Genomic DNA, 25175 nt, shown 5'->3' with positions numbered 1-25175 from the left:
GCTTCAGCCTTTTGTTGTAGCTTCTATCGGATGCGGAGTCAGGAAGGTAATTTCACTTTCTTGGAAGTCGTCGTCCATTCGCCACGGACTGAGTTCTTGATCAATTCGTTGTACTCCAAAACGTTGAGATCACGCTGAGCTGTGCGCTGGGAAATATTAAATTCCTCCGCGACGGCTTCTGTAGTAACCTTTCCGTTATCCCGAATGAACAAATAGACATCTTTGATACGAATTAACATGCGATCGGTAGCTGGGTTCATTAAAGAAACCACTCCTTCATCTTCATATTTTCACGCCAATCCTTCAATTAAGAAGCTTGGGTGATTCTCTGAGATTACTCTCCCTGACCTGCTCCTCTTCATTAGTTATGCCAGAATAGTAAGTTAAATGTTCTGACAATATAATTATAACGTATTTTCGGATAAATCGCACATATTTTTGCTTTTCTACCGACTGAGCATTTTAAGATAGTTTTCCTTTATTTTATCAGCTAAACATGTGAAAATAGATAAAGAGGAAACTGACAGTGTGTATATCTGAATTCAGCAGAAGGATCTCCTTCTGCAATCGACTTAATGAATACAGAGTTTTTTACTGTTGAGCTTTCATAACAGAAGAGGTGACGGTTGTATGATCTTTTTTAAAGACGGAGAATATCTGCAGGAAGAACAAATGAATCTTTCCATAAACGATCGTGGCTATGCATTTGGTGACGGTGTCTATGAAGTGATAAAAGTATACGATGGCATGCTCTATACGGCGAATGAACATCTGGAGCGGCTGATTGAAAGTGCCGCGAAAATTAAAATAAGCCTGCCTTATACATTGGAACAGCTGATTGAAATTACGGAAGAGCTTCAGCAGAAAAATGAATTATCGACAGGGCATATTTATTTGCAAGTAACTCGCGGAGTTGCACCTCGTGCGCATCAGTTCCCGGATCAGAACATGCCGCCGGTTGTAACAGGTTATACGGTGGAAAATCCGAGACCCGTTGAACAGCTCGCAGCAGGTGCGGCAATGAAGTCAGTAGAGGACATGCGCTGGCTCCGCTGCGATATCAAAAGTTTAAATTTGCTCGGGAATGTATTGGCGAAGCAGGAAGCGGTGGAATCTGGATGTCAGGAAGCATTATTTGTCCGTGACGGCATCGTACGTGAAGGATCCGCATCGAATGTTTTTGGGATAAAAGAAGGCGTACTGTACACGCACCCGGCAAACCATTTCATCTTGAACGGGATTACCCGCCGTGTCGTTCTTCGTCTCGCTTCGGAGCTTTCATTGCCGGTAGTGGAAAAAGAATTTACGTTAGAAGAAGCCTGCTCGATGGCTGAATTCTTTTTTACCTCAACAAATGCTGAGATTACACCGGTGGTAACCATCGACGGCCGGACTGTTGGAAAAGGTGTACCAGGAATGATCACAAAACAGCTGCAGAAAATGTTTGAAGCACAAATCCCAGTGCTGGTTGCAGCTGGACAGGCTCAAGAAAGAGATGCAAATGGCCCAGCTAGTTAAACTTGTGGATTATGTTTCCCGTTATGAAAATGATTTGTCCCGCTATCCTACACAGTTCATTCGTTTGAAACGCTATCAATGGAATCGGATCAGAAACCAATGGGAGCATGGTGTGGATTTATTCGAAAATCAACCAGAAGAACAAGAAGATGTGCGTGAAGAGAATAAATGGTATTCCCAGCTGTTCAAGAAGTGGAGGAAGCACCGTGATGAAGAGCTGGAGGAAGAGGAAACGACGGGAGGGGAAGACGAAGGTGCGGAAACGGACTTGGCATTTCAAGCAGCCATAGATGAGCGTCCCAACAGTATGGAAAAGCTGAAAAATTCTTATAAAGACCAGCTCTTTCAATTCCAGTTAAAATGGGCGAGTTCTACGCTGTATGACCGTTCGCGAGTAGATCCGAAATATTTTACGGACACGTTATTGAAGCAGCTTACCCTGCGATTGCCGGACAGTTTCCTGCTCTTCTATTATCCCATCGTCAAAGTCAATAAAGCGCCCATGGAACTGGACGTCATTTTGCTGACGCCGACTGCCTGTTACTGTATTACTGTACTGGAAGACGAACGGATGGCCGCTTATATCGGCAGCAGTGACCGGTTCTGGCTGAAGAAAATTGGCGAGCAGGAGATTAAAGTGCTGAATCCCACCATTGCCTTGAACCGCATGGAGAAAGTGGCAGCTTCCTTCTTTAAAGCAGCGAATGTGGAAATACCGATCAAGAAGTTGATTTTATCCAGAAACGGCTATATTGATTATCCGGGAACACCTTATGAAGTCACAACCATTGACCGCAAAAACTATGAACAGTGGATTGAGCGGCTCAGTAATAATCCGAGCCCGATGAAACATACCCAATTCAAGGCCGCACAAGCTATTTTAGATCACGCTCAGACGACGGCATTGAGCAGATTGTTTGATGCGAATGAAATTTCAGAAGAACAATAGAATTTAAAGGTAAAGAGAGAGTGTACTGATTATGCGTTTACGAAACAAGCCATGGGCAAAAGACTTTATGGCCGAGCATCCCGACATGCTTATTATGGAACCGGAAAGCAGTAAAGGGAAATGGGCGGAAGTGTTTGGCAATGACTCGCCCATCCACATTGAAGTAGGAACGGGAAAAGGCCAGTTCGTCATCGGAATGGCGCTGGCAAATCCAGAAACTAATTATATCGGCATTGAGCATTTTGATAATGTAGTTGTATCAGCTTTAGAAAAAGCGATTGAAAAAGACAAGCCGAAGAATCTTCGTTTGCTGCGCGCAAATGGGGCAGACTTGGAATCGTTTTTTGAGATGGCAGAGATAGACCGGGTATATTTAAATTTCTCAGATCCATGGCCGAAAACACGCCATGAAAAACGCCGTTTAACCCATGAGAGCTTTTTACAGAAATATGAAGGGATTTTGAAGCCTAGCGGAGAAATTCACTTTAAGACAGATAATCGTTCTCTCTTCGAATATTCATTAGTATCGATGACAGACTACGGTATGAAATTACTGTCAGTTTCGCTGGACTTGCACGCAAACATGCCGGAAGACAATGTGTTGACAGAGTACGAAGAGAAGTTCTCAAGCAAGGGCCAGCCGATTTATCGGATGGAAGCCCAGTATCAGAACGTAAAGTAATAACATGTGGACGACGCGGAGTAGTCCGCCGGCTATGAGTAAGCTGGCGGACATCATGCAAATTAGAATGCAGGGAGGAATTAATTTGGATCAATTAACTTTTCATGATATGAAATTGACATGGCTTGACGGCGGCGTGAACTACTTGGACGGAGGCGCGATGTTTGGTGTCGTGCCGAAAGCATTGTGGTCACGACGGTATGAACCAGATGAAAATAACTTGATTGAACTGCGGACCGATCCCATTTTGATACAGTACGAGGGAAAGAATCTATTGATTGACTCCGGTATCGGAAAAGGGAAATTGGATGAAAAGAAAAAACGCAATCTGGGAGTACGCGCTGAAACACGCGTAGAGGAAAGCTTGAAAGAGCTTGGACTGACTCCAGAGGATATTGATATGGTACTCATGACGCATCTGCACAACGATCATGCGGCCGGCTTAACGCAATGGAAAGGCGACTATCTCGTTTCGGTGTTCCCGAATGCCAAGATTTTCACATCTAAAGTGGAATGGGATGAAATGAGAGAACCGAATATCCGTTCACGCAACACATATTGGCCGGAAAACTGGGAACCGATTCAAGATCAAGTGTACACATTTGAAGATGAGCTGGATGTTATGCCGGGTATCAAAATGATTCACACGGGCGGGCACAGCGATGGACATAGTGTCATTAAGCTTGAGCAGGCGGGTGAAACATTGATCCATATGGCAGATATTATGCCAACTCACGCACATTCCAATCCACTGTGGGTGCTTGCTTACGATGACTATCCTATGGAATCAATATTTGCTAAAGAGCGCTTGATGAAGGAAGCGCTTCCAAATAATTATGGATTCATTTTCTATCATGATGCGGTCTATCGAATGGTCAGATTCAGTGAAGACGGCAAGAAGATCACAGAAAATGTTCCGCGAACAAGATAAATTAAAAAGACACGTTCCCAATTTAGCGGGACGTGTCTTTTACTAATTTTACATTTAATACAATTATTGACGAACTAATTCAACGACCGTGCCTGTTTTTGCATCTGCTGCAAATTCATATTGCTCAAGCTTGCCGTCTTTCATGCGGGATACGCCTCCGCGGTATACATCCATAGAGATGACGTGGTTCGTGTAAGGTTCTGGTTTCATGACGATCCAGGAACCGTCAATTGGGCCCTCTTCTTTAAAAGCGTCTTTTACTTTTTTAAGTACATTGTCGGCAGGGACCTCTTCGTTTAATTTGTTGAATGCTTCGTTGACTACCACTCCTGCAGCGACCCCTGTTAAAATTCCGGCTAAAAATTCTTTTACTCTCATGGCTAATTGCAGCCTCCTTCGCAAATCATTTCTTATAGTGTACCATAGATTAAAAGAACATTGCGATTTATACGGTCGCCATTTCGGTTCATTTTCCTCAAACTCGTGACAGTAAAAGTTAGAAATGAACCTAAATAGTTTTCATCCGATTACCGTCTCTATATAATGAAAGACGAACATAAAAAAGTGAGGGATCTGTATGAACAAAGATACATTGGAATTATTTCGCACCTTAACGGAACTTCCGGGTGCACCGGGGAACGAGTATCGTGTCCGGGCGTTTATGCGTGAACAGCTTGAAAAAAATGCAGATGAAATGATTCAGGATGGTCTCGGCGGTGTATTCGGAATTCGTCATGGAAAAGAAGGCCAGCCGAGAATCATGGTTGCCGGCCATATGGATGAAGTTGGATTTATGGTAACAGGCATCACAGACAATGGGATGTTGCGTTTTCAGCCGCTGGGTGGCTGGTGGAACCAGGTCCTTCTGGCACAGCGAGTGGAAATCATAACGGAAAGAGATACTGTGCAGGGGGTTATCGGTTCAATCCCTCCACATTTATTAAGTGATGCTGAAAGAAGTAAGCCGATGGATATTAAAAACATGCTGATCGATGTCGGTGCCGATGATAAAGCCGATGCGGAAAGCTTTGGTATTCAACCGGGGCAGCAAATTCTGCCTGTCTGTCCGTTTACACCGATGGCCAATCCTAAAAAAATTATGGCTAAAGCCTGGGATAATCGTTATGGCTGCGGTCTCGCGGTTGAATTATTGCAGGAAGTGAAGAATGAGGAGCTTCCCAACACGCTTTATTCAGGTGCGACTGTAATGGAAGAGGTCGGTCTTCGTGGTGCGCAGACTGCGGCGCGTATGATAGATCCAGATTTATTCTTTGGACTGGATGCGAGTCCTGCAAATGACGCAAGCGGCAATAAGACGGAGTTCGGACAGCTTGGAAAAGGGACTTTATTAAGAATTCTGGACCGCACAATGGTGACACACCGCGGATTGAGAGAATTTATTCTGGATACTGCAGAAACTCATCATATACCATACCAATATTTCGTTTCTCAAGGCGGAACGGATGCAGGTCAGGTTCATATTGCCAATGAAGGTGTTCCTAGTGCAGTCATTGGAATCTGCTCGCGCTATATTCATACAGCTGCCTCAATTATCCATACTGATGACTATGCGGCAGCTAAAGAACTGCTTGTTCATTTAGTGAAAGCGTGTGATAAAACGACTGTGGAAACGATTAAGCAAAACTGCTGATACAGACGGAAGGGAGTTCGCTGCATGAAGTTTATACTCGGTTCAGAAAATCAAGCTAAACTGCGTGCTGTTTCGAATATTGTAGAACAGTATTTGTCGGGCAGTGATATTTCATCTGTTTCCGTGCCGTCGGGAGTGAATGCGCAGCCTATGAGTGATATGGAAACCAGGCAGGGTGCGATTAATCGTGCGGAGGCAGTGTGCAGCTTGCATGAAGATGCTTATGGAATCGGACTGGAAGGTGGAGTTCGGTTGGTCGGAGACAGAATGTATCTGTGCAATTGGGGTGCACTGACCACGCCGGACGGCAAGACGTTTACTGCTGCAGGCGCCCAGATTCCCTTACCGGAAACATTAGCCTCGGAAATTAGAAAAGGCATTGAATTAGGAGATGCCGCCGATCAATATTTTCAAAAGCAGGATATACGGATGTCTGAAGGGGCGATGGGAATGCTGACTGCCCAGACGGTGCCCCGGGATGTATTATTTCAACATATCATGCAGCTGTTGATCGGCCAGTTTCTTTATGATCAGGCTGCCTCCAAACGAAGATTGCATTAATAACGGCATGCGATTAGAATAGGACTGATAGAAATTGCAGGGTGCAGAGAAGGAGGGAAACTGGATGTTACGAAATGGAAAGATGATCTTGCTGCTATTGCTTGCTGTTTTCCTTGCAGGATGTTCTCAGAAAGTAGAAAGCCGCACAGATAATGCATTTATCGCAGCAAAGAACGCCTTTGAAGCGAATGATAAAAGAGCAAATGAGACAATTGGCGACATAAAGTTTCATAAGCCGGCTACGATGAAAGCGGACAAGCAATCCACTTCTCAAACGGTTGTACTAACCAAACGAAATGATTCATTTTATTTGACAGTCAATCCGAATGAAAAGAAAGACAGCCGCGTCTATTATGATTTACTGCTGACAGAGGAACCGGAAAACTTAATCGGAGCGCAGACTTTTGCAAAAGATGAAGCATTCGGGTTCATAGCAGTCATTCAGAAAAGCGAAAACCTGGTTGAATTGATTGCCGGTGTCGGCGGAGCAAGAGTGGAAACTGTGACAAATGAAGAGAATATCAACTCGTATTTGGAAAAAATGATGCAAATTGCCCGTTCAGTTCAGCATGAAGAGCAAGAAGCTGGAAAGATAAAGAGTAAGAAAGGAGAGAATCTGTAATGGAAGCAAAGGACTTAGTGGAAGAACTGAAACGCCGGCTGCCCGCGGAGAAGTTTGAATGGCAATTTGATCGCAAGGCAGACAAGCTGCGAATCGTTCACCACACTCTTCATCACGGGATGGACATTTCATTGCCCGAAATTTTAGCTAAGTATGAAAGCAAAAATGAACGTGCAATAGATGAAGTCGTTTACACCATCCAGGAAACATTTGATGCAATGGAACAAGAGCAGACGAAAGGGTTTTCTGATCAAAAGAATATTTATCCTGTTATCCGCTCCACTTCATTTCCAAAAGAAAGTGCAGCAGGGATACCGTTCCTGACGAAAGATCATACAGCGGAGACACAGATATATTATGCACTTGATTTGGGCACGACTTATCGTCTGATTGATGAAAGTATGTTAAAAGATCTGAACATGACGGAAAAAGAAGTGCAGGAAGTGGCGATGTTTACAGTGAAGACGCTGCCAACAGCATGGAAAACAGATACCGTTTCCGATAATGTATTTTACTTTATCAACAATAATGATGGTTATGATGCCAGCCGTATTCTAAATCAGCCGTTTTTGAAAGAGATGGAACAAAAGATAGAAGGACATATGGTTGTTTCTGTACCGCATCAGGATGTCCTGATTATCGCAGATGTACGTAATGATACTGGCTATGATGTCATCGCACAGATGGCTATGCAGTTTTTCACTACCGGCGCAGTGCCGGTTACATCACTGTCTTTTATTTATGAAGACGGCAAGCTGGAACCCATTTTCATTATGGCAAAAAACAGATTAGCTAGAAGGGAAAAGAAAAAATGAACGTATTTTATAATGCACAAGGAGTGGGCGATGTGTTATTCGTCCAGCTTACGACAGACACACCGGCTCAGGTGGTTTGCGAACGGAAAAATGATATAGCCATATTAAAAAATGAGACAACTGGAAAAGTTATCGGTTTCAATTTATTTGACGTGTCCACGTATTTTGACGTCTCTGCAATTGGACAGGTAGAGTTAACTGAAGAACTGGGAGAGCAGCTGACAGATGCCCTTCAGAAAAATGATGCTGATATTAAGCTGGATTTGGACTTCAGTCCGAAATTCGTCGTAGGATATGTGACTGAGAAAGAAAAACATCCAAACGCTGATAAACTCAATATCTGCCAGGTGAACGTAGGGGACGGGACATTGCAAATCGTTTGCGGTGCACCAAATGTAGAAGCAGGACAGAAAGTGGTTGTTGCTAAAGTGGGGGCTGTCATGCCTTCAGGGATGATCATTAAAGACGCGGAACTCCGCGGTGCAGCCTCTTCAGGCATGATCTGTTCAGCTAAAGAGCTGGGCCTTAAAGATGCCCCGGAAGAAAAAGGGATCCTCGTCCTTGATGAACAAAGAGAAGCAGGGGAAGCTTTCGTAATTTGATCTGATTATTTCATACAAAAAGCTTTTGCCGCATGCTGAATTCAGCATGCAGCAAAAGCTTTTTTTGATTTCCGCGATGCAATTCTACTGCAATAAACTTAACTAAGTATTTTGATAAGTATCTCATCTTCATTTTTATTAATAAGAATATGCATCTGTTTGATTTCCATGCAAGTAACCTGTTAAAATAGATTGATTGACATGAAAAGAGTGATACATTTGAGTTGGTTACGAAACATGAAAAGACGTCTTCAGCAAATGAAAGAAGATGATGGACATACAATCGATCCATATGAAAATGCTTTAACAGGCGATATAGAAAATAATAAAAAAACAAATTTTAGATTTCCCATTGTTTCCGATCATGAAATTTATGGCTGGGAGAAAGAAATCGTTCAAAATGAATATATAAAAGACTATTTGCAGCAAGAATCAGAAGAAGAGTATGAGAGAGTGCCGCTTCATCAAAATGAACGCTGGCCCGGACAGCATGTACAAGAGGGGAAGATCCACAGGGCGGCAGCACGTCCACGTCCTGAATCTATTAAACCGCAATCTTATTCAAGCAGTCAGCCGGCTTCACCGGCAGTTAAAGCAGCACTGGCACCGACGCCTCTGGCAGAACGGCCGAAACCGTCACGCCGCCCGTTTTCTCCGACAGAAGTGCCGTCACCTATTTATGGCTACCATAAAAGTTCACCGATTCTTTCTGCAATGGAAGCAGCAAAAGTAAAGAGGCAGCAGGAAGAAGCAGAACAACTGGAAATAACACAATCTTACGCAGCTGAGATGTTTAAAAAGGATGAAATACTAGAAAAGACTGTTCAGCTGGAAGAGCAGCAGCCGAGCCCAGAGGCCATTCCAGAGGTTTTAGAGATTCCTGAAATCCATAATATTATGGAACATGATCAAGATGTTTTAGATGATAACTCAAAAGAAACAGAAGAACAGGAAACGGAAAATAAAGCAATTTCATCAGATCAGAAATATATCCAGTCTTCATCTCCCACAGCTGAAGAACTTCTTGACAGCCCATCTTCGTATGGCGTCGCTACACTGATCGAAGAAGAACAAGAAGAAATTGCCGAGGAAGAACAACTTGAAGAAACGCTGGCAATAGAAGAATCGGTAGAAGCAAATCAAGAAGAAGACTTATTACAGCCAGAAGAACGAAACACGCTGCAAGCACCGGTAGTATCAGAAAAAATGTTGTCAGAGGAAGAGCAAACAAATGAAATAGAACGATTGCCCTCTCTTTCTACTGAACAAATCGAAGCAGAGGAACAGGAAAGTCTCCATGATGGACAGCTGGATGAGAATGTTCCGGAAAAGAAAGAGAAGATCGTGCCTTTTAATGTATTGATGCTTCAATCTGATAAACAAAAACTGCTTGCGAAGAATGCCAATGCAAAGGCATCATTCACAGAGCAAGCGCCGGTGCAGCCACGGTTTGAAGAAGCTGTACCTGTTCAGCCGGCGGCAATAACTACAGCCCCAATGGTACAGCAAGCGCCTGAAGAAATGGTTGAAACAGAAGAAGTTGAAGAAATTGAAGATACACCGCCACCGTCTTATGCTTTTCCTTCTATGCGCTATCTGGCGCCTCCGGAAGAAGAAATAAAAGATGAAGAGTGGCTGCAACATCAATCCGCTAAATTAGAAGAAGCTCTGTCTTATTTCTCCATCCAGGCTACCGTTATGGCAGCTGTGCAGGGACCTGCTGTCACAATGTTCGAATTGACAGTGGAGCAAGGAGTAAAAGTAAGTAAGATACGAAATCTGACCGATGATCTGAAACTGGCTTTGGCAGCGAGAGATATTCGAATTCAAGCACCGATACCAGGCACGAGCATGATCGGAGTAGAGATACCGAATCGCCAGACGAGAGCGGTCCGTATTTCAGAAGTCATTGAGAGTGCGTCATTTAATTCTTCCGACTCGCCTTTAGAAGCCGTTTTAGGTTTAAGTTTGACGGGAGAGCCGCAAACTTTGGATTTACGTAAAATGCCGCATGGAATGATTGCCGGGGCTACAGGTTCCGGTAAATCTGTATGTATCAATTCCATTCTGATTAGCCTGCTGTATAAGGCGTCTTATCATGATTTGAAGTTACTGCTGATTGATCCGAAGATGGTGGAACTTGCGCCGTATAACGGAATTCCGCATTTACTGAGTCCTGTTATTACGGATGTCAAGGCTGCTACTGCTGCTCTTAAATGGGCGGTGGAAGAAATGGAAAGGCGCTATGAATTATTTGCCCATTCCGGCGTGCGCAATATCGAACGCTATAATGAAATGGTCATGGAGTCACGCCGTTTTTCTTTAAAAATGCCCTATATGCTGATTGTCATCGATGAGTTAGCAGATCTAATGATGATGGCGCCGGCAGATGTAGAAATTTCCATCAGCCGGATTACGCAAAAAGCACGTGCTTGCGGTATTCATTTGATTATCGCTACCCAGCGTCCTTCAGTAGATGTCATTACCGGCACGATAAAAGCAAATATCCCGACACGCATCGCATTTGCTGTTTCTTCACAGGTCGATTCCAGAACAATACTGGATGGTGTAGGCGCAGAAAGATTGCTGGGTAAAGGAGATATGCTTTACTTAGGAAATGGCCAATCCTCACCCGTCCGGCTGCAAGGGACATTTGTCACGGACGATGAAATTGAGCGTATAATAGAACATGTTCGAAATGAAGCGGAACCGGATTATTTATTCGGCCAGGAAGACTTACTGGCGGCGGCTGTTCAAGAAGAGGAAACTGACCCTTTATTCCGGCAGGCCTGTACGTTTGTCATTGAGCAGGGGAGTGCATCCACCTCTTCGCTGCAGCGTCATTTCAGCATCGGATATAATCGTGCTGCAAAATTAATTGACCGGATGGAATCGAACCAATTCATATCGGAACAGCGGGGAAGCAAGCCGCGGGATGTGTTTTTGACTCACCAGGCGCTAGAAAGCTTTCTTAGCTGATGGATTCCATAGTTAGTCACTAATTTTTTGTTCAAACACATGCTATACTATGAAAAGATATATTCTTCAGCCCATTATGTTTGTGCTGAAGATAAAAAGTGGGATGAAAGAATTCCCGGGAGGTTTCAATATGACATTGTTTCATTTTACAGGCATCAAAGGTTCGGGAATGAGTTCACTTGCCCAGCTTCTGCATGATTCTGCCTATACAATCCAAGGTTCAGACGTAGAAAAATACTTTTTTACAGAAGATCCTTTACATGAAAGAAATATAAAAGTACTGCCCTTTGATGAAAATAATATTCAGCCCGGCATGAAAATCATCGCCGGGAATGCCTTTAAAGATGATCATCCAGAATTGATGCGCGCAAAAGAGCTGGGACTTGAAGTAATTCGCTATCATGATTTCCTGGGTACTTATATGGAGCAATTTACGTCAGTCGGGGTTACGGGAACACACGGCAAAACGTCTACTACCGGATTACTGTCACATGTGCTCGGCGGGTATGCGCCGACTTCCTACCTTATAGGAGACGGTACTGGAAAAGGCGTCGAGAATACGGAGTACTTTGTTTTTGAAGCATGCGAATATAAACGTCACTTTTTAGCCTATCATCCGGATTATGCAATCATGACGAATATTGATTTTGATCACCCTGACTACTTCACCAGTTTAGATGATATTCTGGATGCATTCAGTGAGATGGCGGGCCAAGTGAAAAAAGCTCTGATTGCGTGCGGTGATGATGAGAATCTCCAACGTCTGCAAACGCAGGTGCCGATTGTCTATTACGGGCTGGAATCTTCCAATGATTTCTGCGCAGCAAATATTCAGAAAGACCAAATAGGCTGTTCTTTTGATGTCTTTATCCGCAATGAATTCTACTACCGGTTCACGATTCCGCAGACAGGGGATCATGCGATTAAAAATGCACTTGGCGTCATTACTCTGTGTCACTACGAGAATATCCCCGCAGAAGTGATCAATGAACGTTTTGCTTCATTTACCGGAGTGAAAAGAAGATTTTCCGTCATGGAATATGAAGGAAGAATTTTGGTGGATGATTATGCGCACCATCCTACAGAAATACGAGCGACGATGGATTCGGCACGTCAAAAATATCCTAATCGCGAAGTGGTGGCTGTCTTCCAGCCCCATACATTTACGCGTACCGCTGCGCTGATGGATCAATTTGCGGAAAGTCTTTCAGAAGCAGATCAAGTATATCTTTGTGATATTTTTGGTTCGGCAAGAGAACAGGCCGGCAACTTGACGATTGTTGATTTAGTCAATAAAATTCCAAATTCGCAGCATCTGAAACTGGACGACATGTCCGAACTTGCACAGCATCAAAACTCCGTAATTCTATTTATGGGTGCAGGCGACATTCAACAATATCTGCAGCAATTCAAGTCCAGTATTTCAAAAGAAGAAACAGCCTGACCATCGCGTCAGCTGTTTCTTCTTTTTTATTATGAAACAGGGTCTGCACCAAAATCAGTTCTTGATAATTAGTCATGTATGTATTGCGAAAATCATGCTGCAGTTTAAACTTGCTTCGGCGCTGGGGGATTGCCTTACGCGATAAAGCCTACTGGCGAAGGGCATGCCAGCAGTCTCATCGCAACGGCCGACCCCGCAGTTGCGCCTTCGCTGGTATGTAGAAAGTATATCATATTGTTTTTTGCAGAGTACGAATTTAGTTGGTATGGTTTTCGTTTCTCGACTTTGTATACGCATTGATCATAAGAATCTAAGTCTTTGCGGGATATTAAGTATTGCATGAAACACCACACTTATCGTAATAATTTCAAATAGTATGATCATACTGTCACTCAAACAAAAAGTATTAAAACACCAGCCAGTGTACCGGAGTGGAAGGCGGCGACTCTGGGAGGATCAGCCCGACAGGTGAGACGACTTGCGGGAGCGAAAGCCTTTACGAAGAAAGGCTTTTCCGAATAAAAGCGTAGCGTTATGAGCACAGTTTGCCTTAATTTCTGCAAAGAGCGCAGAAATACGGCAAAGCGAACCCTTCGCTGTTCGCTTGGCTCACCGCGGGCCCGCAAGACACGCGTCCGCCTGGAACGCAGGGGAACGGTCTCCTACCTACTTACTATCCTATACTGCGTAATCCCAGCAAATCTTAAACTGCTCATGAAATAGACTGTCAAGCACATGTTTTGGTGAAGAGCCATGAAACAATTGGAATTTATTAAAGGATATCGCCTAGTTATGTCGAAGAGGAGTAATAAGACGAAAAGTTTAAAAGCTCTGTAAGAAGGGTAAAGTTTTCGTATAGAATATGCTGTAGGGGGAAAAGGTCAGTGGTTAATTTACTTTACATTGCAGCAGTTGTGGCTGCAATCGCATTCCTTATTCTATGTGTCAGTCTTGCCATGACGCTCGGGTCTTTAAAGACTACGTTGAGCAGTGTTTCACACACTATGGATGATTTGACAAAACAACTAGAAGGAGTCACAACAGAAAGCACGCAGCTTCTTCATAAAACCAATCAGCTGGCTGAAGATCTGCAAGGAAAAGTGGAAAAGCTGAACACTGTAGTGGATGCTGTAAAAGGGGTAGGAGAATCGGTGACCAACTTAAATCGATCCGTTCATCAAATCTCCAGCTCTGTTACTTCGAAAGCTGAACAAAACAGTGAAAAAATCGCGCAGGTTCTGCAATGGGGAACAGTTGCAGCCGGTCTGTACGATCAGGTGAAAGAGCGACAGCCCGCAAAGTCTTCAGGCTGGACAGTGTATAAAGCCCGTTCCTAGTACAAGCATTTTCCTAAGCAGCATACCAAACACTTAATTCACAGGAGGAAGAAAAATGACAGAAAACAAACCAAATTTCAATGAAAACCAGGGTACTTATACGAATACGTACGGGCAGCCGCAATATCCTGCCAATTACACATACCGTTCTACGAATGATCTGTATGAAGATGACAGCAGCGGCACAGGAAGCTTCCTTGCAGGCGCAATTGTAGGCGGCATCATCGGTGCAGCCACTGCATTGTTTCTTGCGCCTAAAACCGGACGTGAGATGCGTGAGGATTTTACAACACAAGCCTCACAGTTGAAAGATAAAAGTATCGAATTAAGTTCAACTGCAAAAGAAAAAGCGGTCGAGCTATCCAGTGCAGCCAAAGACAAAACAGCCGGCCTGACAGATACGGCAAAAGAAAAAACTGCAGCGTTTACTTCTGCAGCAAAAGATAAAACATCAGAACTTTCTCAGACAATCCAGGAACAGTCCGGTCAATTAGTTGATAAAGTGAAATCAGCTGCTTCAAAAACAAACATCCCAATGGATGATGGCACTGCGTCTTCTGAAGGCGAGGAAGCAACGGACTATAAAAGCATGAACAAAAATAATGAAAAATCCGGAGAGCTTAAGAAAACGGACAAGCCGATGGATGAAAATGAAAAACAGAAACCAAATAAAAACGTGAATCCTAATCAGCCGGTCAGTACAAAAAATAACTGATCGCTAATAAAAAAAGCCGTCATTCGAGGAATGACGGCTTTCTTCTATTCAAAACGGATTTCCAGACGATCTCCTCCGAAAATAGGTTCATTAAATCGAATCGATTCGTCATTTCGCAATAAGCGATAAGCGGAAGCCGAATTGGCTGGAAGTGAAAAGTCGGTAAAAGAGAAAATATCACTAAATATAATAGGTGCATCGGAAATGGTCTTAAATTCCACTTGATCATTTGGATATACTTGGTACATAAGTTCAGCGGGCTGGCCGTTAACATACGCGGCGATTCGCTGTTTTTTTATGGTCACCGGCTGACTATTGAAAGTCACATCAGCACGTGCTTCCAAAATAAGCTCTAATTCATCAGCGATATCTTTAATCTGAAGCAAAGGCGGCTGTTTTGTTTCAATACGATCTCCATCTTGCACAATATGCTGTGGAGAAACTTCTTTTCCGTCTATCAAAAAGCTGTTGGAGCGCGTTTTCAACACATGGTTTACGTCGTTCCACTTCACAGTAATAGGTTCGGAAGCCGATAAATACGCTGCGCCGTGAACTCGTTCAAGAGCGGCAGCCAGTGTATTCGCCAGACGCACTGTCAATTCATCACGGTCAGCAAGCTGTGTGTCTAACGAGGTTACACGACCGTTCAACAGTACTTCGCTTTGGAGAGTTACGGGCAGTCCATCAAGATAGAAGTGTATGGACGCAGGTCCGTCTGCCAGGTCGCTGACAGCAGCTTCTGCATCACTTCCGTCTTTTCCGAAATCCAGCTCAATCACATCTTGATTACGAATCAGGTCTTTTGTGCTCGCTTCGGCTCCATTTAATAAAATCCTTGTGGAAGAGCCATGCTCGCCCGGAATCGTAACCCATTGGCCATTCACCTTAACTGTCAACGCGAGGCCGGGCTTGCCGTATAATTGGCGGGCGGATACATGCGCGGCAAGCAGCGCGTCTCCTACCGTCATTTCTTTCAGTTCAAAGAGCCTGATCGTTTGTTCATTGACTGTGATCGACATATAATGAATCGGCGCTCTTTTGGCTGCAATCGCAATACCTATTGGCGTTACAAGAGCGGGAGAGGCTTCAATTGACTCGGCCAGAGTAATACCCGTTAAAGCGTCCAGACTTCTAATGGCTACACGGTTTTCGGGCAGTTCAAGCTGTACGCTCAATTCCTTTGGCAGAGCAGGCGTTAAACTTCCGCCCCCAACAAGCATGACGGCCTGTGGTGAAGAGTTATTGTTAAGTCTTTTAATTTCGTCTGCAATCGAAACAGCCAGACGTTTTACTGCAGGAGAAATGACATTGACGGCTTCCGCAGAAGAAATCTTCTGTTCGAAGCCTAGTATGTCCTGTACGGTCAGCGGGTCTTCAGAAGAAATCTGGCGCTTCATTTGCTCGGCAGGCGGGAAGTCGAGCAAGTAATGACTGCTTAACGCTTCTGTCACTTCATCGCCTGCCACCGGCACCATGCCGTAAGCTGTTACGGTATTTTCATTGGCAATTGCAATATCGGAAGTACCCGCACCGATATCAACTAGCGCGATGTTCAATCTTCTCATGGATGGCGGAATGAGTACGTTGATGGCAGCGATCGGTTCAAGGGTAAGGGCTTCCATCTCCAGATCAGCACGTTTTAAAGCGGCGAGCAGCGATTCAACTACAACACGAGGCAGGAACGTAGCAATGACTTCGATCGTAGCTTCTGTACCGGTCTGATCGATCAGACTCCCGATGTCTTCGCCGTTCAATTTATAGTGCAAGACAGAATATCCTACACAGTAATAATGATCTTCTTCTTTTGAATGTTGAGAAGAAAGCAGCGTTTGCTGGGCATTTTGCACTGCTGATAATTCCAGTCGGTTAATATCTTCAGTTGAGATCAAGGAGCGCTCCGAGATATCAATGGTTACGGAGCCTTCAGCTGTCTTAAGAGAGCGGCCGGCAGCAGCAACACTGACACGTTCTAACTTGCCATGCTGCTCTTCGAGTTCCATTTTAATTTCTTGAATAATAGAAGCCACGCTTAAAATATTATGTATTTGCCCATCAATCATGGAACGTTCTTTATGTTCTTTTGAGATTAGATCAACAATGTGAAATGAATCTTCCTGTTCTTTTAGCACGATACCGACAACAGAACGTGTTCCGATGTCGAGTGCGAATAAAGTATTAGCCAGGATTTTCAACCCCGTTTCTATGTGAAAATAGTGTAAATGTCTTAATTCAGTGAAATTGCGTGACTTTTCAAAGAGGTTTCTTTATACTTGGTCTATTATATAAAAATGTAACATAGATTCCGCAGTTAGAAAAGGATGATATGTGCGGGGAGGAGACAGAATGATGAGCAAGCAAGATTTAGGTGAGTTGAGAGGTCGTATCGATCAGTTGAACGTAGAGATTTTAGAACTGATCAATAATCGTACTTCTATAGTCCAGGAAATTGGAAAAGTAAAAGAAAAGCAAGGTGTTAATAGATATGATCCGATCCGCGAACGGGAGATGTTGAATGTTCTAAAGAATGCCAATCACGGCCCGCTGCCTGACGGTATTTTGGAACAGGTATTCAAGTCAATATTCATGTCGGCGCTGGAGGTACAGCAGGATGAGCAGAAGAACGCACTGCTTGTGTCGCGTACTAAGAAAGCCGAAGATACAATCGTAGACGTCAACGGACAGAAAATTGGAGGTTCTGAACCTACATTTATTTTCGGACCATGTGCCGTAGAATCATACGAGCAAGTATTGGCAGTTGCAAAATCCATCAAGGCCAAGGGATTAACGATGATTCGCGGAGGAGCTTACAAGCCGCGCACATCTCCATATGATTTCCAAGGATTAGGTCTTGAAGGGTTAAAAATTCTTAAACGAGTTGCAGATGAAACAGGATTGTCGATTGTTACGGAAATCATTACACCGGCACACTTGGAAGAAGCGCTTGAGTATATCGACGTAATCCAAATCGGTGCACGTAACATGCAGAACTTCGAATTGCTGAAAGAAGCAGGAATGGTGGACAAGCCAGTGCTTCTGAAACGCGGAATGTCTGCTACGATTTCCGAATTCGTCAATGCAGCTGAATATATTATCTCTAAAGGAAATACTGATATCATGCTGTGTGAGCGTGGAATTCGAACGTATGAACCGGCAACAAGAAATACATTAGATATTTCAGCTGTTCCGATTCTGAAGCAGGAGACTCATCTGCCTGTATTTGTTGATGTCACGCACTCCACAGGCCGTAAGGATCTATTGCTTCCAACTGCTAAAGCAGCGATCGCAGTAGGCGCAGACGGCGTTATGGCGGAAGTACATCCGGACCCGGCGGTTGCTTTGTCGGATTCAGCCCAGCAAATGAACATCGAGCAGTTCGATGAGTTCTACGAACAGATGCAGCGTTTCATGAACACGCACCAAACGATCTGACAATCGGGCACCGATCCTTACTTACGAGGGTCGGTGCCTTCTACATATTAAAGTTTTTTAAATAAAGAAAATACCCTATAAAACGAGGGAACACTGTATACTAGTATTGAATAAGGATTGTTGGGAGGATCAGAAATGGCCATCACCATTTACGATGTAGCAAGAGAAGCAAACGTATCTATGGCAACGGTTTCACGGGTAGTGAACGGTAATCAGAATGTGAAACCCGCTACACGCAAAAAAGTATTGGATTGTATTGAGAGATTAGGTTACAGACCGAATGCGGTGGCAAGGGGTCTGGCAAGCAAGCGGACAACGACCATTGGTGTTATTGTACCTGATATGTCGAAGAGCTACTACGCGGAACTCTCAAGAGGGATTGCAGACGTAGCCACGATGTATGAATACAATATTATTATCTCCAATTCGGATAAGAGTGCATCTCGTGAAGTGGAGCTGTTTGAAGACCATTTAGGGAAACAAGTAGATGGGCTGATCTTTATGAGTGATTCCATTTCTCCTGAAGTACGGACCGAAATGAAAACAGCGAACGTGCCGATTGTACTAGCCGGTACATTAGATTTCGAAACCAATTTGCCTTCAGTCAATATCGATCATGAGCAGGCTGCTTATGATGTAGTGAAGAAGCTGATTGATAATGGACATAAGCGAATTGCTTTTGTCTCAGGTCCTTTCACGCGTGACATCAACAGAGTATGTAAGCGAGTAGGCTATGTGCGTGCGTTAGAGGAAGCGGGTTTGACAATTGATGAGTCATTAATTGTGGAAACCGACAATACGTACGATGAAGCGTATGAAAGTTGGAATATCCTGAAGAATTTGGACAATCGTCCTACTGCAGTCATGGCCAGCAGCGATGAAGTGGCGGTTGGTATTATGAATGGCGTGCGTGATCAAAATCTTCGCATACCGGAAGATTTGGAGATCATCTGCTTCCAGCATTCCAATCTTGCACGGATTGTCCGTCCTCAGCTGTCGGCGATTGTTGTGCCTTTATATGATTTAGGTGCGGTATCCATGCGTTTGCTGACAAAATTAATCAATGAAGAGGATGTAGAAGAAACAGAAGTTGTTTTGCCTTATCATTTAGAAGAACGTCAGTCTGTTAAATAAAAAAACAAGCAGCTTATCTTGTCATTAAGATAAGCTGCTTGTTTTCGTATATAGCACTCCGCATCAATTTCTGCGTATGATGTGAAGGGCTCTCGTCAGCATTTGTTCATTCTTCTCATTAATATCATTTTTCCTCGGCACAGGCTCGTACAAATCAGAAGGGTCCTCCCATGTATCTATGAGTGTAACCGGTGACTCCGGCTGCCATTTCTCCAGCCAGGCTTGAGGAAGGGAGCCGGCAGGTGTAGGAATTGATTTCATTGTCAGCCATAAATGTGACCATGCGCGAGGTACGACGCGCCATATATCATATCCGCCGCCGCCGATGGCAATCCATCGTCCATCACAATAATCTTCTGCAATTTCCTTCGCAAGTTTCGGTATTTCTTCGTAAATTTTCATTGTGCTGTATAAGTGAGTCAATGGATCAAAGTAATGCGCATCCGCCCCGTTTTGCGTTAAGATCACATCAGGTTTGAAGTGTTCAGCTACTTCACGCAAAGCTGTCCGGTAGATATGAAGGAAAGATTCATCTTCTGTAAACGCGTCAATAGGGAAGTTGAAAGATGTTCCATAACCTTTACCGTTGCCTCGTTCTGTTACATTTCCTGTCCCCGGAAATAAATAGCGCCCCGTTTCATGGATGGAAAATGTGCAGACATCGGGATCATCATAAAACGTCCATTGTACTCCGTCGCCATGATGGGCATCTGTATCCACATACAATACACGTGCCCCATATTTCTTTTGTAAATACTTTATCGCGACAGAGCTGTCATTATAAATACAGAAGCCTGATGCTTTTCCTTGGAATCCATGGTGCAGACCGCCGCCGAGATTCAATGCATATCTTGAACGGCCTTCCATCACTTCTTCGATTGCAGTGAGTGTTCCTCCAACTAATAAAGCGCTTGCATCATGCATGCCCGGAAAAAAAGGAGTATCTTCCGTCCCGATTCCATAAATACTCCCTATATTTTCACTTACTTCGCCTTTGCTTGCCTTTTTCACGATTTCGATATACTTCGCATCATGCGCTAAAAGCAATTCTTCATCTGTCGCTGTACGCGGTGTAACGATATCATCATCGTCAATCGCATGCAGATTTTTCAATAAATCTATCGTTAAAATGATCCTCTTTTGATTAAAAGGATGCGTATCCGAAAATTCATAGTTTAATTGGTCTGGTGAAAATATAAAGCTTGCTTGTTTTTTCATGAGTCCATCTCCGGTTCGCTTGGCCAAAGAACCTGAAACCCTTCGGCTTTTAAATCCTCAATAATCGAGAGGGGATTCATTCGTTTAATTCGGACAGCTAGAATTTTATAATCTTCCCCATCTTGATAGGGATGTACGAGGACACTGAGTACATTGGTATTATGATCATGGAAGACTTTAGATACTTCGTAAAGTATGCCTGGCTTGTTTGGAACACGAATTTGAATATGAGAACTGGGCTGGTTTGCCCCGGTTAATTCAATATAATTATAGAGAAGATCCGTTTTCGTTAAAATACCGACCAGTTCATAATTAGAAACGATCGGCAGACAACCAATTTCATATTCGTAGAAGAGCAAGGCCGCTTCTTCTACAAAATCTCTGGGATGCCCAATTAGTAAATCAGTTTTCATAATCTTAGAAAGAGGAGTTTCATAAAGTGAAAGCTCCAGCCGGTCGGATATGCTCGAAGGAGAAGCTTCTTTGACGTCACGGTCCGTCACCAGACCAATCAAGCGTCCATTATCAATAATCGGTATATGTCTGATCTTTTTCTTTTGCATTAATTGAATGGCATCGTCAATTGTATGTGCCGCGTTCAATGTAATAACATCTGTTTTCATAATATCTTGTACGAGCATCGTCATTCCTCACTTTCAGTGGTTTACGCGATTTTTGAAACGTACGCTGTCAAATTGCTGGATGGAGCTTTGATCTACACGTTTACCGATTCTGGCCATTAGACAGTTTGCAGGATGAGAACAAACTTCGGGGTCATCAGTAGAGAAAAATTCCATGCCGCCTGCACGCATCATTTTTTCCATGACTTTCCGGTAATCCCACACAGTTAAACCTGTCCCCTTTAAATCCCAATGCCAGTAATATTCAGTAGTGATAATAATATAATCTTCCATTGCATTATCAATCATCGACAGTTCTAATAATCTTTTACCTATCCTCGCGCCTCTATATTCATTTGCTACTTCAATTGCGCCGAGTTCGATTAAATTGGGAAGCTTGGCCTCGTACCATCTCTCGAGAGGATCTGGATAAAGAAACGTTACATAACCCACAATGGTTGTGCCGATTCTTGCAATATTAATTCTGCCTTCAGGAAACGCCGAAATTTTCACTAATGCCTCTTGCTGCTGTTTAGGAGGACGGAATGCTTTCAGTCCATCATGGAAATCCAATGCAGCTAATTGCTCGGATGAAACCGGTCCTTCTATAACTAATTCACCTTCATCATGAAGAAATGCCTTTGAAAAATAGGTTTTATGATGTTCCACACAGTTCACTCCTTCCTAATTAATTTACCCTGTCTGTCAGCAAGTAATCGTTGATTATTCTGAATGTTCTTCTCTCTATTAAGTATACAAGTTCTGCAATGAAAATGTGTGCTGTTTCAAGTTTATCATGAAATTGTCGGTATTATATTTCAAAAAACCGAACTACAATCATAAGATTGTAATTCGGTTTAGAAAATTAATCTTTCTTAGGCGGCTCCGGTTTTGCTGGGTCCGGTTTTTTCACTTCATCTTTTTGTTCATCAGTAGTTGTGCCGCCGTTTTCTTTGTCTGGTTTAGTGCCGCCTTCAGTTGCTCCACCATTATCATCTGGAGCAGGTGTATCTGGTTCTGGAGCAGGCGCATCTGGCTCCGGCTGTGGTTCTGGTTCTGGCTCCGCTGCAGTGGTAACTGTATTAGAAGGACCAGATAATAAACCGGTAATATCTACGGCTCGTATATAGTAAGAACCGCCGCCAATTGAATAGGAACGGGATCCAGATCCTACCGCACCAATACGTGCACCGTTTTGATATATATAATATCCAACTACGTCATTGGAAGCAGACCCTGACCAGGTGAGTACAGACCCGTTCTGGCTCGCTGACACAGGAGCAGGAGGAACGTTATCCGCAGGGAATACAGATCCGGACACCACGTTGGCGGAATAGCCGCCTTTTCCTGCAAACAACTTCGAACCGTCTCCGCCAAGCCGTCCAAGCATCCTCTTAATAAATTCTGAATTGACACCGACGCCGCCTGCTGTGACAAATTCACGCGGTGTAGAAGGCGGTGCCTGATACATTTTACCGTTGATCAGTACGCCTGCAGATGAAATGATGCTGTCATCCGGCTTTGAAGGTACCATCACTTTAGAATTAAACAGATCCGATTTCACCAGTCCTGCAGCAGAACACGCGGCTGAGGGAGCCAGCCCTGAAATCGAACAGAACGAACGATACACGACACCTGCCGGCCGTTTGAATGTATCTCCTGCTTTAACTGTTTCCGGTATTATACTGTTTGCAGTATTCATCAGCTGACCGAATAACCGTGCGGTCCGCTCTGAAGGATGCATCTGACTGCTGCTGCCGTTATACAAAGTCTTCGTCTGATCTTTATAACCGAGCCAGACACCAAGTGAAACATTCGGTGTATATCCCATCAGCCAGGCATCTGCATAATGCTGGGATGTACCCGTTTTGGCTGCCAGATCCGGACGGAAGTTCATGAATCCGGGCACTCGTGCACCTGTACCTACAGTTTTCAGCACATCACGCATCATATCCGTAACGATGTACGCAGTTTCCGGGCTGAAGACTTCTACTGGCTCTGCTTTATGTTCATAAACAATATTACCTTTCATATCTTCAATACGGTCAATCATATACGATTCAATAAATTTTCCTTCATTCGCAAATGTCGCGTAAGCATTAGTATTCTCTTCAACAGAAACTCCATATTTTAATCCGCCAAGTGAGGCAGAACGATTATGTCCGTCCTCTTCAATTAGTTTAGAGAAATTCATTTTTTTTAGGAAGTTGATTGGCTGTCTGTCTATAATCTGATCATACAGGCGTGCTGTCGATAAGTTTTGAGAACGAGCCAGTGATTCACGTGCAGAAATAATTCCTAATTCTCTGTCGTAATAGTTGGAAGGTTTCCATCCAGGTAAAACGAACTTCACATCAACAACGGGACTGCCGGCGCCAATAACGCCATATTCAATTGCCGGTGCGTAGACAAGCAGAGGTTTCATTGAGGAACCATTTTGTCTGAAAGCCTGTGTCGAGTGATTTGTCGCTTCTAATTCATGATCTCTTCCGCCGACGAATGAAAGAATCTTTCCGCTGTGGTTTTCAATCATCGTTGCACCGACTTGTACGGGGTTTTCGATAATTGTACTCTTGCCGGATTCTTTATCCGTTGTTTCAGAAGTATAAGTGAATCCGTAGTATTGAAAATTCTTTGCAACTTCATTCATTTTGTCATAAAGTTCTTTATCAATTGTAGAATAAATGCGGTAACCGTCCGTACGCATGGAGCGGTCAGCAATAATAGTATACTTTTCCTGCATGTTCGAATCCTCTTCGAAACGGTCTGCATCAATACCGTCTTTTTCGGCCAGTACTTTTGCCAGGATTTTAATCGTGCGGTTTTGAATCTCCTGGGTAACATATGGATAGCGTTCAGTTGCCCGTTGAGTAGGCTGTCTAAAATCTTTCGTGATATCATACGCAATCGCTTCTTGATATTCCTTAGCTGTAATATAGCCGGTATCTCGCATTCTAAATAATACCGTTTTCATCCTATTAATTCCCGGCTGAAGTTTTTCCGGTTCTTTTAACCCCTGATTTTTACTGTAGAAAGGAGTGTAGGCGAAAGGAGCTTGTGGAATTCCCGCAATATACGCTGCCTGTGCCAAGTTCAGTTCACTCGCTTTAATACCGAAAATGCCTCTTGCCGCAGTCTCGATCCCTGCAATATTCTGGCCGACAACATCACGGCCGTAAGGAATGATATTCAGATACGCTTCCAAAATTTCATCTTTTGTCATGAAGTGCTCCAAACGCATAGCAAGCAGTATTTCTTTCGCTTTTCGTTCGTAGGAAACTTCATTCGTCAAGATTTGGTTTTTCACGAGCTGCTGTGTCAGGGTTGAACCGCCTGTCTGACTGTCAGAGTTCGTGACGTCCTGGAAAACTCCGCGGAAAATTGCTTTTGGCACGATGCCGGTATGTGTGTTGAAATATTCATCTTCTGTAGCGAGCACCGCATCCAGTGCATATTGTGACACTTTGTCCAGTGTGATCTGTCTGCGTTCAATATCTGAGTTGATCTTACCCAGATAGACATCTTTTGCAAAAAACATTTCAGATGTCTCTTCGTATGTAAAGACCGCATTACGCAGTTCTTCTTTCGTCCGAAGGGGTTCTTTCGCAACCAATGATGCAAAGTATCCCGCTCCGACAGAAGTGGCAAAAACGGCACCGATAACACCGAAGATCAAAAGCAGTATAAATAAATTCCAGATCACTCCTGAACCGATTCGAACTTTCTTTGCCCAAGTTTCTTTTTTCATCTGCTCAAACTTATCTTCTAGTTGCTGGATTCGTTGGTTTTTGTCTTTAGTCAAGTCATTCTCCCCCTAAAAATCTTTCTCATTATATCATAGATTGCGGAGTAAATAATCATTTAATGTTGACTTTCATTGGAAGTTGGTTAAAATGAAAGACATACTAAATTACATGTCGAAGAAGCCGAAGTAATGGTAGCGAATGTCCGTCCCAGAGAGACAGCGG

Annotated in this window: 22 protein-coding genes; 15 read left to right on the top strand and 7 right to left on the bottom strand. The window is 43.6% G+C overall.

Annotation, left to right across the window (positions count from 1 at the left end):
* Positions 1-38 precede the first annotated feature (38 nt).
* Positions 39-260 carry a DeoR family transcriptional regulator gene (locus GDZ68_RS14130; RefSeq protein WP_153722952.1) on the bottom strand — a complete coding sequence of 74 codons (222 nt, stop codon included), beginning with the start codon at positions 258-260 and terminating at the stop codon, positions 39-41.
* 370 nt (positions 261-630) lie between these two features.
* Between GDZ68_RS14130 and dat the strand changes: the two genes are divergently transcribed.
* The 4 genes from dat to GDZ68_RS14110 all read left to right on the top strand — a co-directional run bounded on the left by dat (position 631) and on the right by GDZ68_RS14110 (position 4080).
* Positions 631-1518: a D-amino-acid transaminase gene (gene dat / locus GDZ68_RS14125; protein WP_153722951.1), complete on the top strand. Its 888-nt coding sequence runs from the start codon at positions 631-633 to the stop codon at positions 1516-1518.
* Entirely contained in the window at positions 1502-2467 is a 966-nt protein-coding gene (locus tag GDZ68_RS14120) for a nuclease-related domain-containing protein (protein ID WP_153722950.1), read from the top strand. The genes dat and GDZ68_RS14120 overlap by 17 nt, the downstream gene beginning before the upstream one ends.
* A gap of 31 nt (positions 2468-2498) precedes the next feature.
* Entirely contained in the window at positions 2499-3149 is a 651-nt protein-coding gene (gene trmB, locus GDZ68_RS14115; protein WP_153722949.1) for a tRNA (guanosine(46)-N7)-methyltransferase TrmB, read from the top strand.
* Between the two features lie 85 nt (positions 3150-3234).
* A complete protein-coding gene (locus GDZ68_RS14110) occupies positions 3235-4080 on the top strand; it encodes a YtnP family quorum-quenching lactonase (protein ID WP_153722948.1) in 846 nt (281 codons plus the stop codon).
* Positions 4081-4143: 63 nt separating this feature from the next.
* Here GDZ68_RS14110 and GDZ68_RS14105 read toward each other — a convergent pair whose 3' ends face one another.
* On the bottom strand, positions 4144-4458 hold the full coding sequence (locus GDZ68_RS14105; RefSeq protein ID WP_153722947.1) for a hypothetical protein: 315 nt from the start codon (positions 4456-4458) through the stop codon (positions 4144-4146).
* A 199-nt stretch (positions 4459-4657) separates the two neighbouring features.
* Between GDZ68_RS14105 and GDZ68_RS14100 the strand changes: the two genes are divergently transcribed.
* The 9 genes from GDZ68_RS14100 (at position 4658) to GDZ68_RS14060 (ending at position 14806) form a co-directional block, all read left to right on the top strand.
* Positions 4658-5731 carry a M42 family metallopeptidase gene (locus GDZ68_RS14100; RefSeq protein WP_153722946.1) on the top strand — a complete coding sequence of 358 codons (1074 nt, stop codon included), beginning with the start codon at positions 4658-4660 and terminating at the stop codon, positions 5729-5731.
* Between the two features lie 24 nt (positions 5732-5755).
* Entirely contained in the window at positions 5756-6292 is a 537-nt protein-coding gene (locus tag GDZ68_RS14095) for a DUF84 family protein (RefSeq protein ID WP_153722945.1), read from the top strand.
* 64 nt (positions 6293-6356) lie between these two features.
* Positions 6357-6914 (top strand): hypothetical protein, encoded by a 558-nt coding sequence (locus GDZ68_RS14090; protein ID WP_153722944.1) that lies wholly within the window; start codon positions 6357-6359, stop codon positions 6912-6914.
* On the top strand, positions 6914-7729 hold the full coding sequence (locus tag GDZ68_RS14085) for a DUF1444 domain-containing protein (RefSeq protein WP_153722943.1): 816 nt from the start codon (positions 6914-6916) through the stop codon (positions 7727-7729). The genes GDZ68_RS14090 and GDZ68_RS14085 overlap by 1 nt, the downstream gene beginning before the upstream one ends.
* Positions 7726-8331, top strand: coding sequence for a YtpR family tRNA-binding protein (gene ytpR / locus GDZ68_RS14080; protein WP_153722942.1), 606 nt, complete (start codon positions 7726-7728; stop codon positions 8329-8331). Before GDZ68_RS14085 ends, ytpR begins: the two co-directional genes overlap by 4 nt.
* A gap of 219 nt (positions 8332-8550) precedes the next feature.
* Entirely contained in the window at positions 8551-11310 is a 2760-nt protein-coding gene (locus tag GDZ68_RS14075; protein WP_228551120.1) for a DNA translocase FtsK, read from the top strand.
* A 130-nt stretch (positions 11311-11440) separates the two neighbouring features.
* On the top strand, positions 11441-12754 hold the full coding sequence (gene murC, locus GDZ68_RS14070) for a UDP-N-acetylmuramate--L-alanine ligase (protein ID WP_153722941.1): 1314 nt from the start codon (positions 11441-11443) through the stop codon (positions 12752-12754).
* An 884-nt stretch (positions 12755-13638) separates the two neighbouring features.
* Positions 13639-14091, top strand: a complete 453-nt coding sequence (locus tag GDZ68_RS14065) for a DUF948 domain-containing protein (protein ID WP_153722940.1) — start codon at positions 13639-13641, stop codon at positions 14089-14091.
* A 55-nt stretch (positions 14092-14146) separates the two neighbouring features.
* Complete coding sequence (locus tag GDZ68_RS14060; RefSeq protein ID WP_153722939.1) at positions 14147-14806, top strand: YtxH domain-containing protein; 660 nt, start codon at positions 14147-14149, stop codon at positions 14804-14806.
* Between the two features lie 44 nt (positions 14807-14850).
* Here the strand turns inward: GDZ68_RS14060 and GDZ68_RS14055 are convergent, their stop codons facing one another.
* Entirely contained in the window at positions 14851-16998 is a 2148-nt protein-coding gene (locus GDZ68_RS14055; protein WP_330583164.1) for a cell division protein FtsA, read from the bottom strand.
* 154 nt (positions 16999-17152) lie between these two features.
* Between GDZ68_RS14055 and GDZ68_RS14050 the strand changes: the two genes are divergently transcribed.
* Together GDZ68_RS14050 and ccpA are read left to right on the top strand one after the other, a co-directional pair.
* Positions 17153-18235 (top strand): bifunctional 3-deoxy-7-phosphoheptulonate synthase/chorismate mutase, encoded by a 1083-nt coding sequence (locus GDZ68_RS14050; RefSeq protein WP_153722969.1) that lies wholly within the window; start codon positions 17153-17155, stop codon positions 18233-18235.
* Between the two features lie 135 nt (positions 18236-18370).
* Entirely contained in the window at positions 18371-19369 is a 999-nt protein-coding gene (gene ccpA, locus GDZ68_RS14045) for a catabolite control protein A (RefSeq protein WP_153722938.1), read from the top strand.
* 63 nt (positions 19370-19432) lie between these two features.
* On the opposite strand, the gene GDZ68_RS14040 is transcribed toward ccpA, so the two are convergent.
* The 4 genes from GDZ68_RS14040 to GDZ68_RS14025 all read right to left on the bottom strand — a co-directional run bounded on the left by GDZ68_RS14040 (position 19433) and on the right by GDZ68_RS14025 (position 24955).
* Positions 19433-20587, bottom strand: coding sequence for an acetoin utilization protein AcuC (locus tag GDZ68_RS14040; protein WP_153722937.1), 1155 nt, complete (start codon positions 20585-20587; stop codon positions 19433-19435).
* Positions 20584-21228 carry an acetoin utilization AcuB family protein gene (locus GDZ68_RS14035; RefSeq protein ID WP_153722936.1) on the bottom strand — a complete coding sequence of 215 codons (645 nt, stop codon included), beginning with the start codon at positions 21226-21228 and terminating at the stop codon, positions 20584-20586. The genes GDZ68_RS14040 and GDZ68_RS14035 overlap by 4 nt, the downstream gene beginning before the upstream one ends.
* Before the next feature lie 15 nt (positions 21229-21243).
* On the bottom strand, positions 21244-21876 hold the full coding sequence (locus tag GDZ68_RS14030; protein WP_153722935.1) for a GNAT family N-acetyltransferase: 633 nt from the start codon (positions 21874-21876) through the stop codon (positions 21244-21246).
* Positions 21877-22072: 196 nt separating this feature from the next.
* Complete coding sequence (locus GDZ68_RS14025; RefSeq protein WP_153722968.1) at positions 22073-24955, bottom strand: transglycosylase domain-containing protein; 2883 nt, start codon at positions 24953-24955, stop codon at positions 22073-22075.
* Between the last annotated feature and the right edge of the window lie 220 nt (positions 24956-25175).

It is taken from the genome of Sporosarcina cascadiensis (assembly GCF_009650995.1).
Lineage (GTDB): Bacteria > Bacillota > Bacilli > Bacillales_A > Planococcaceae > Sporosarcina > Sporosarcina cascadiensis.
Note: the sequence above shows the minus strand (reverse complement) of the source record. Positions and strands in the feature narration are given on the sequence as shown.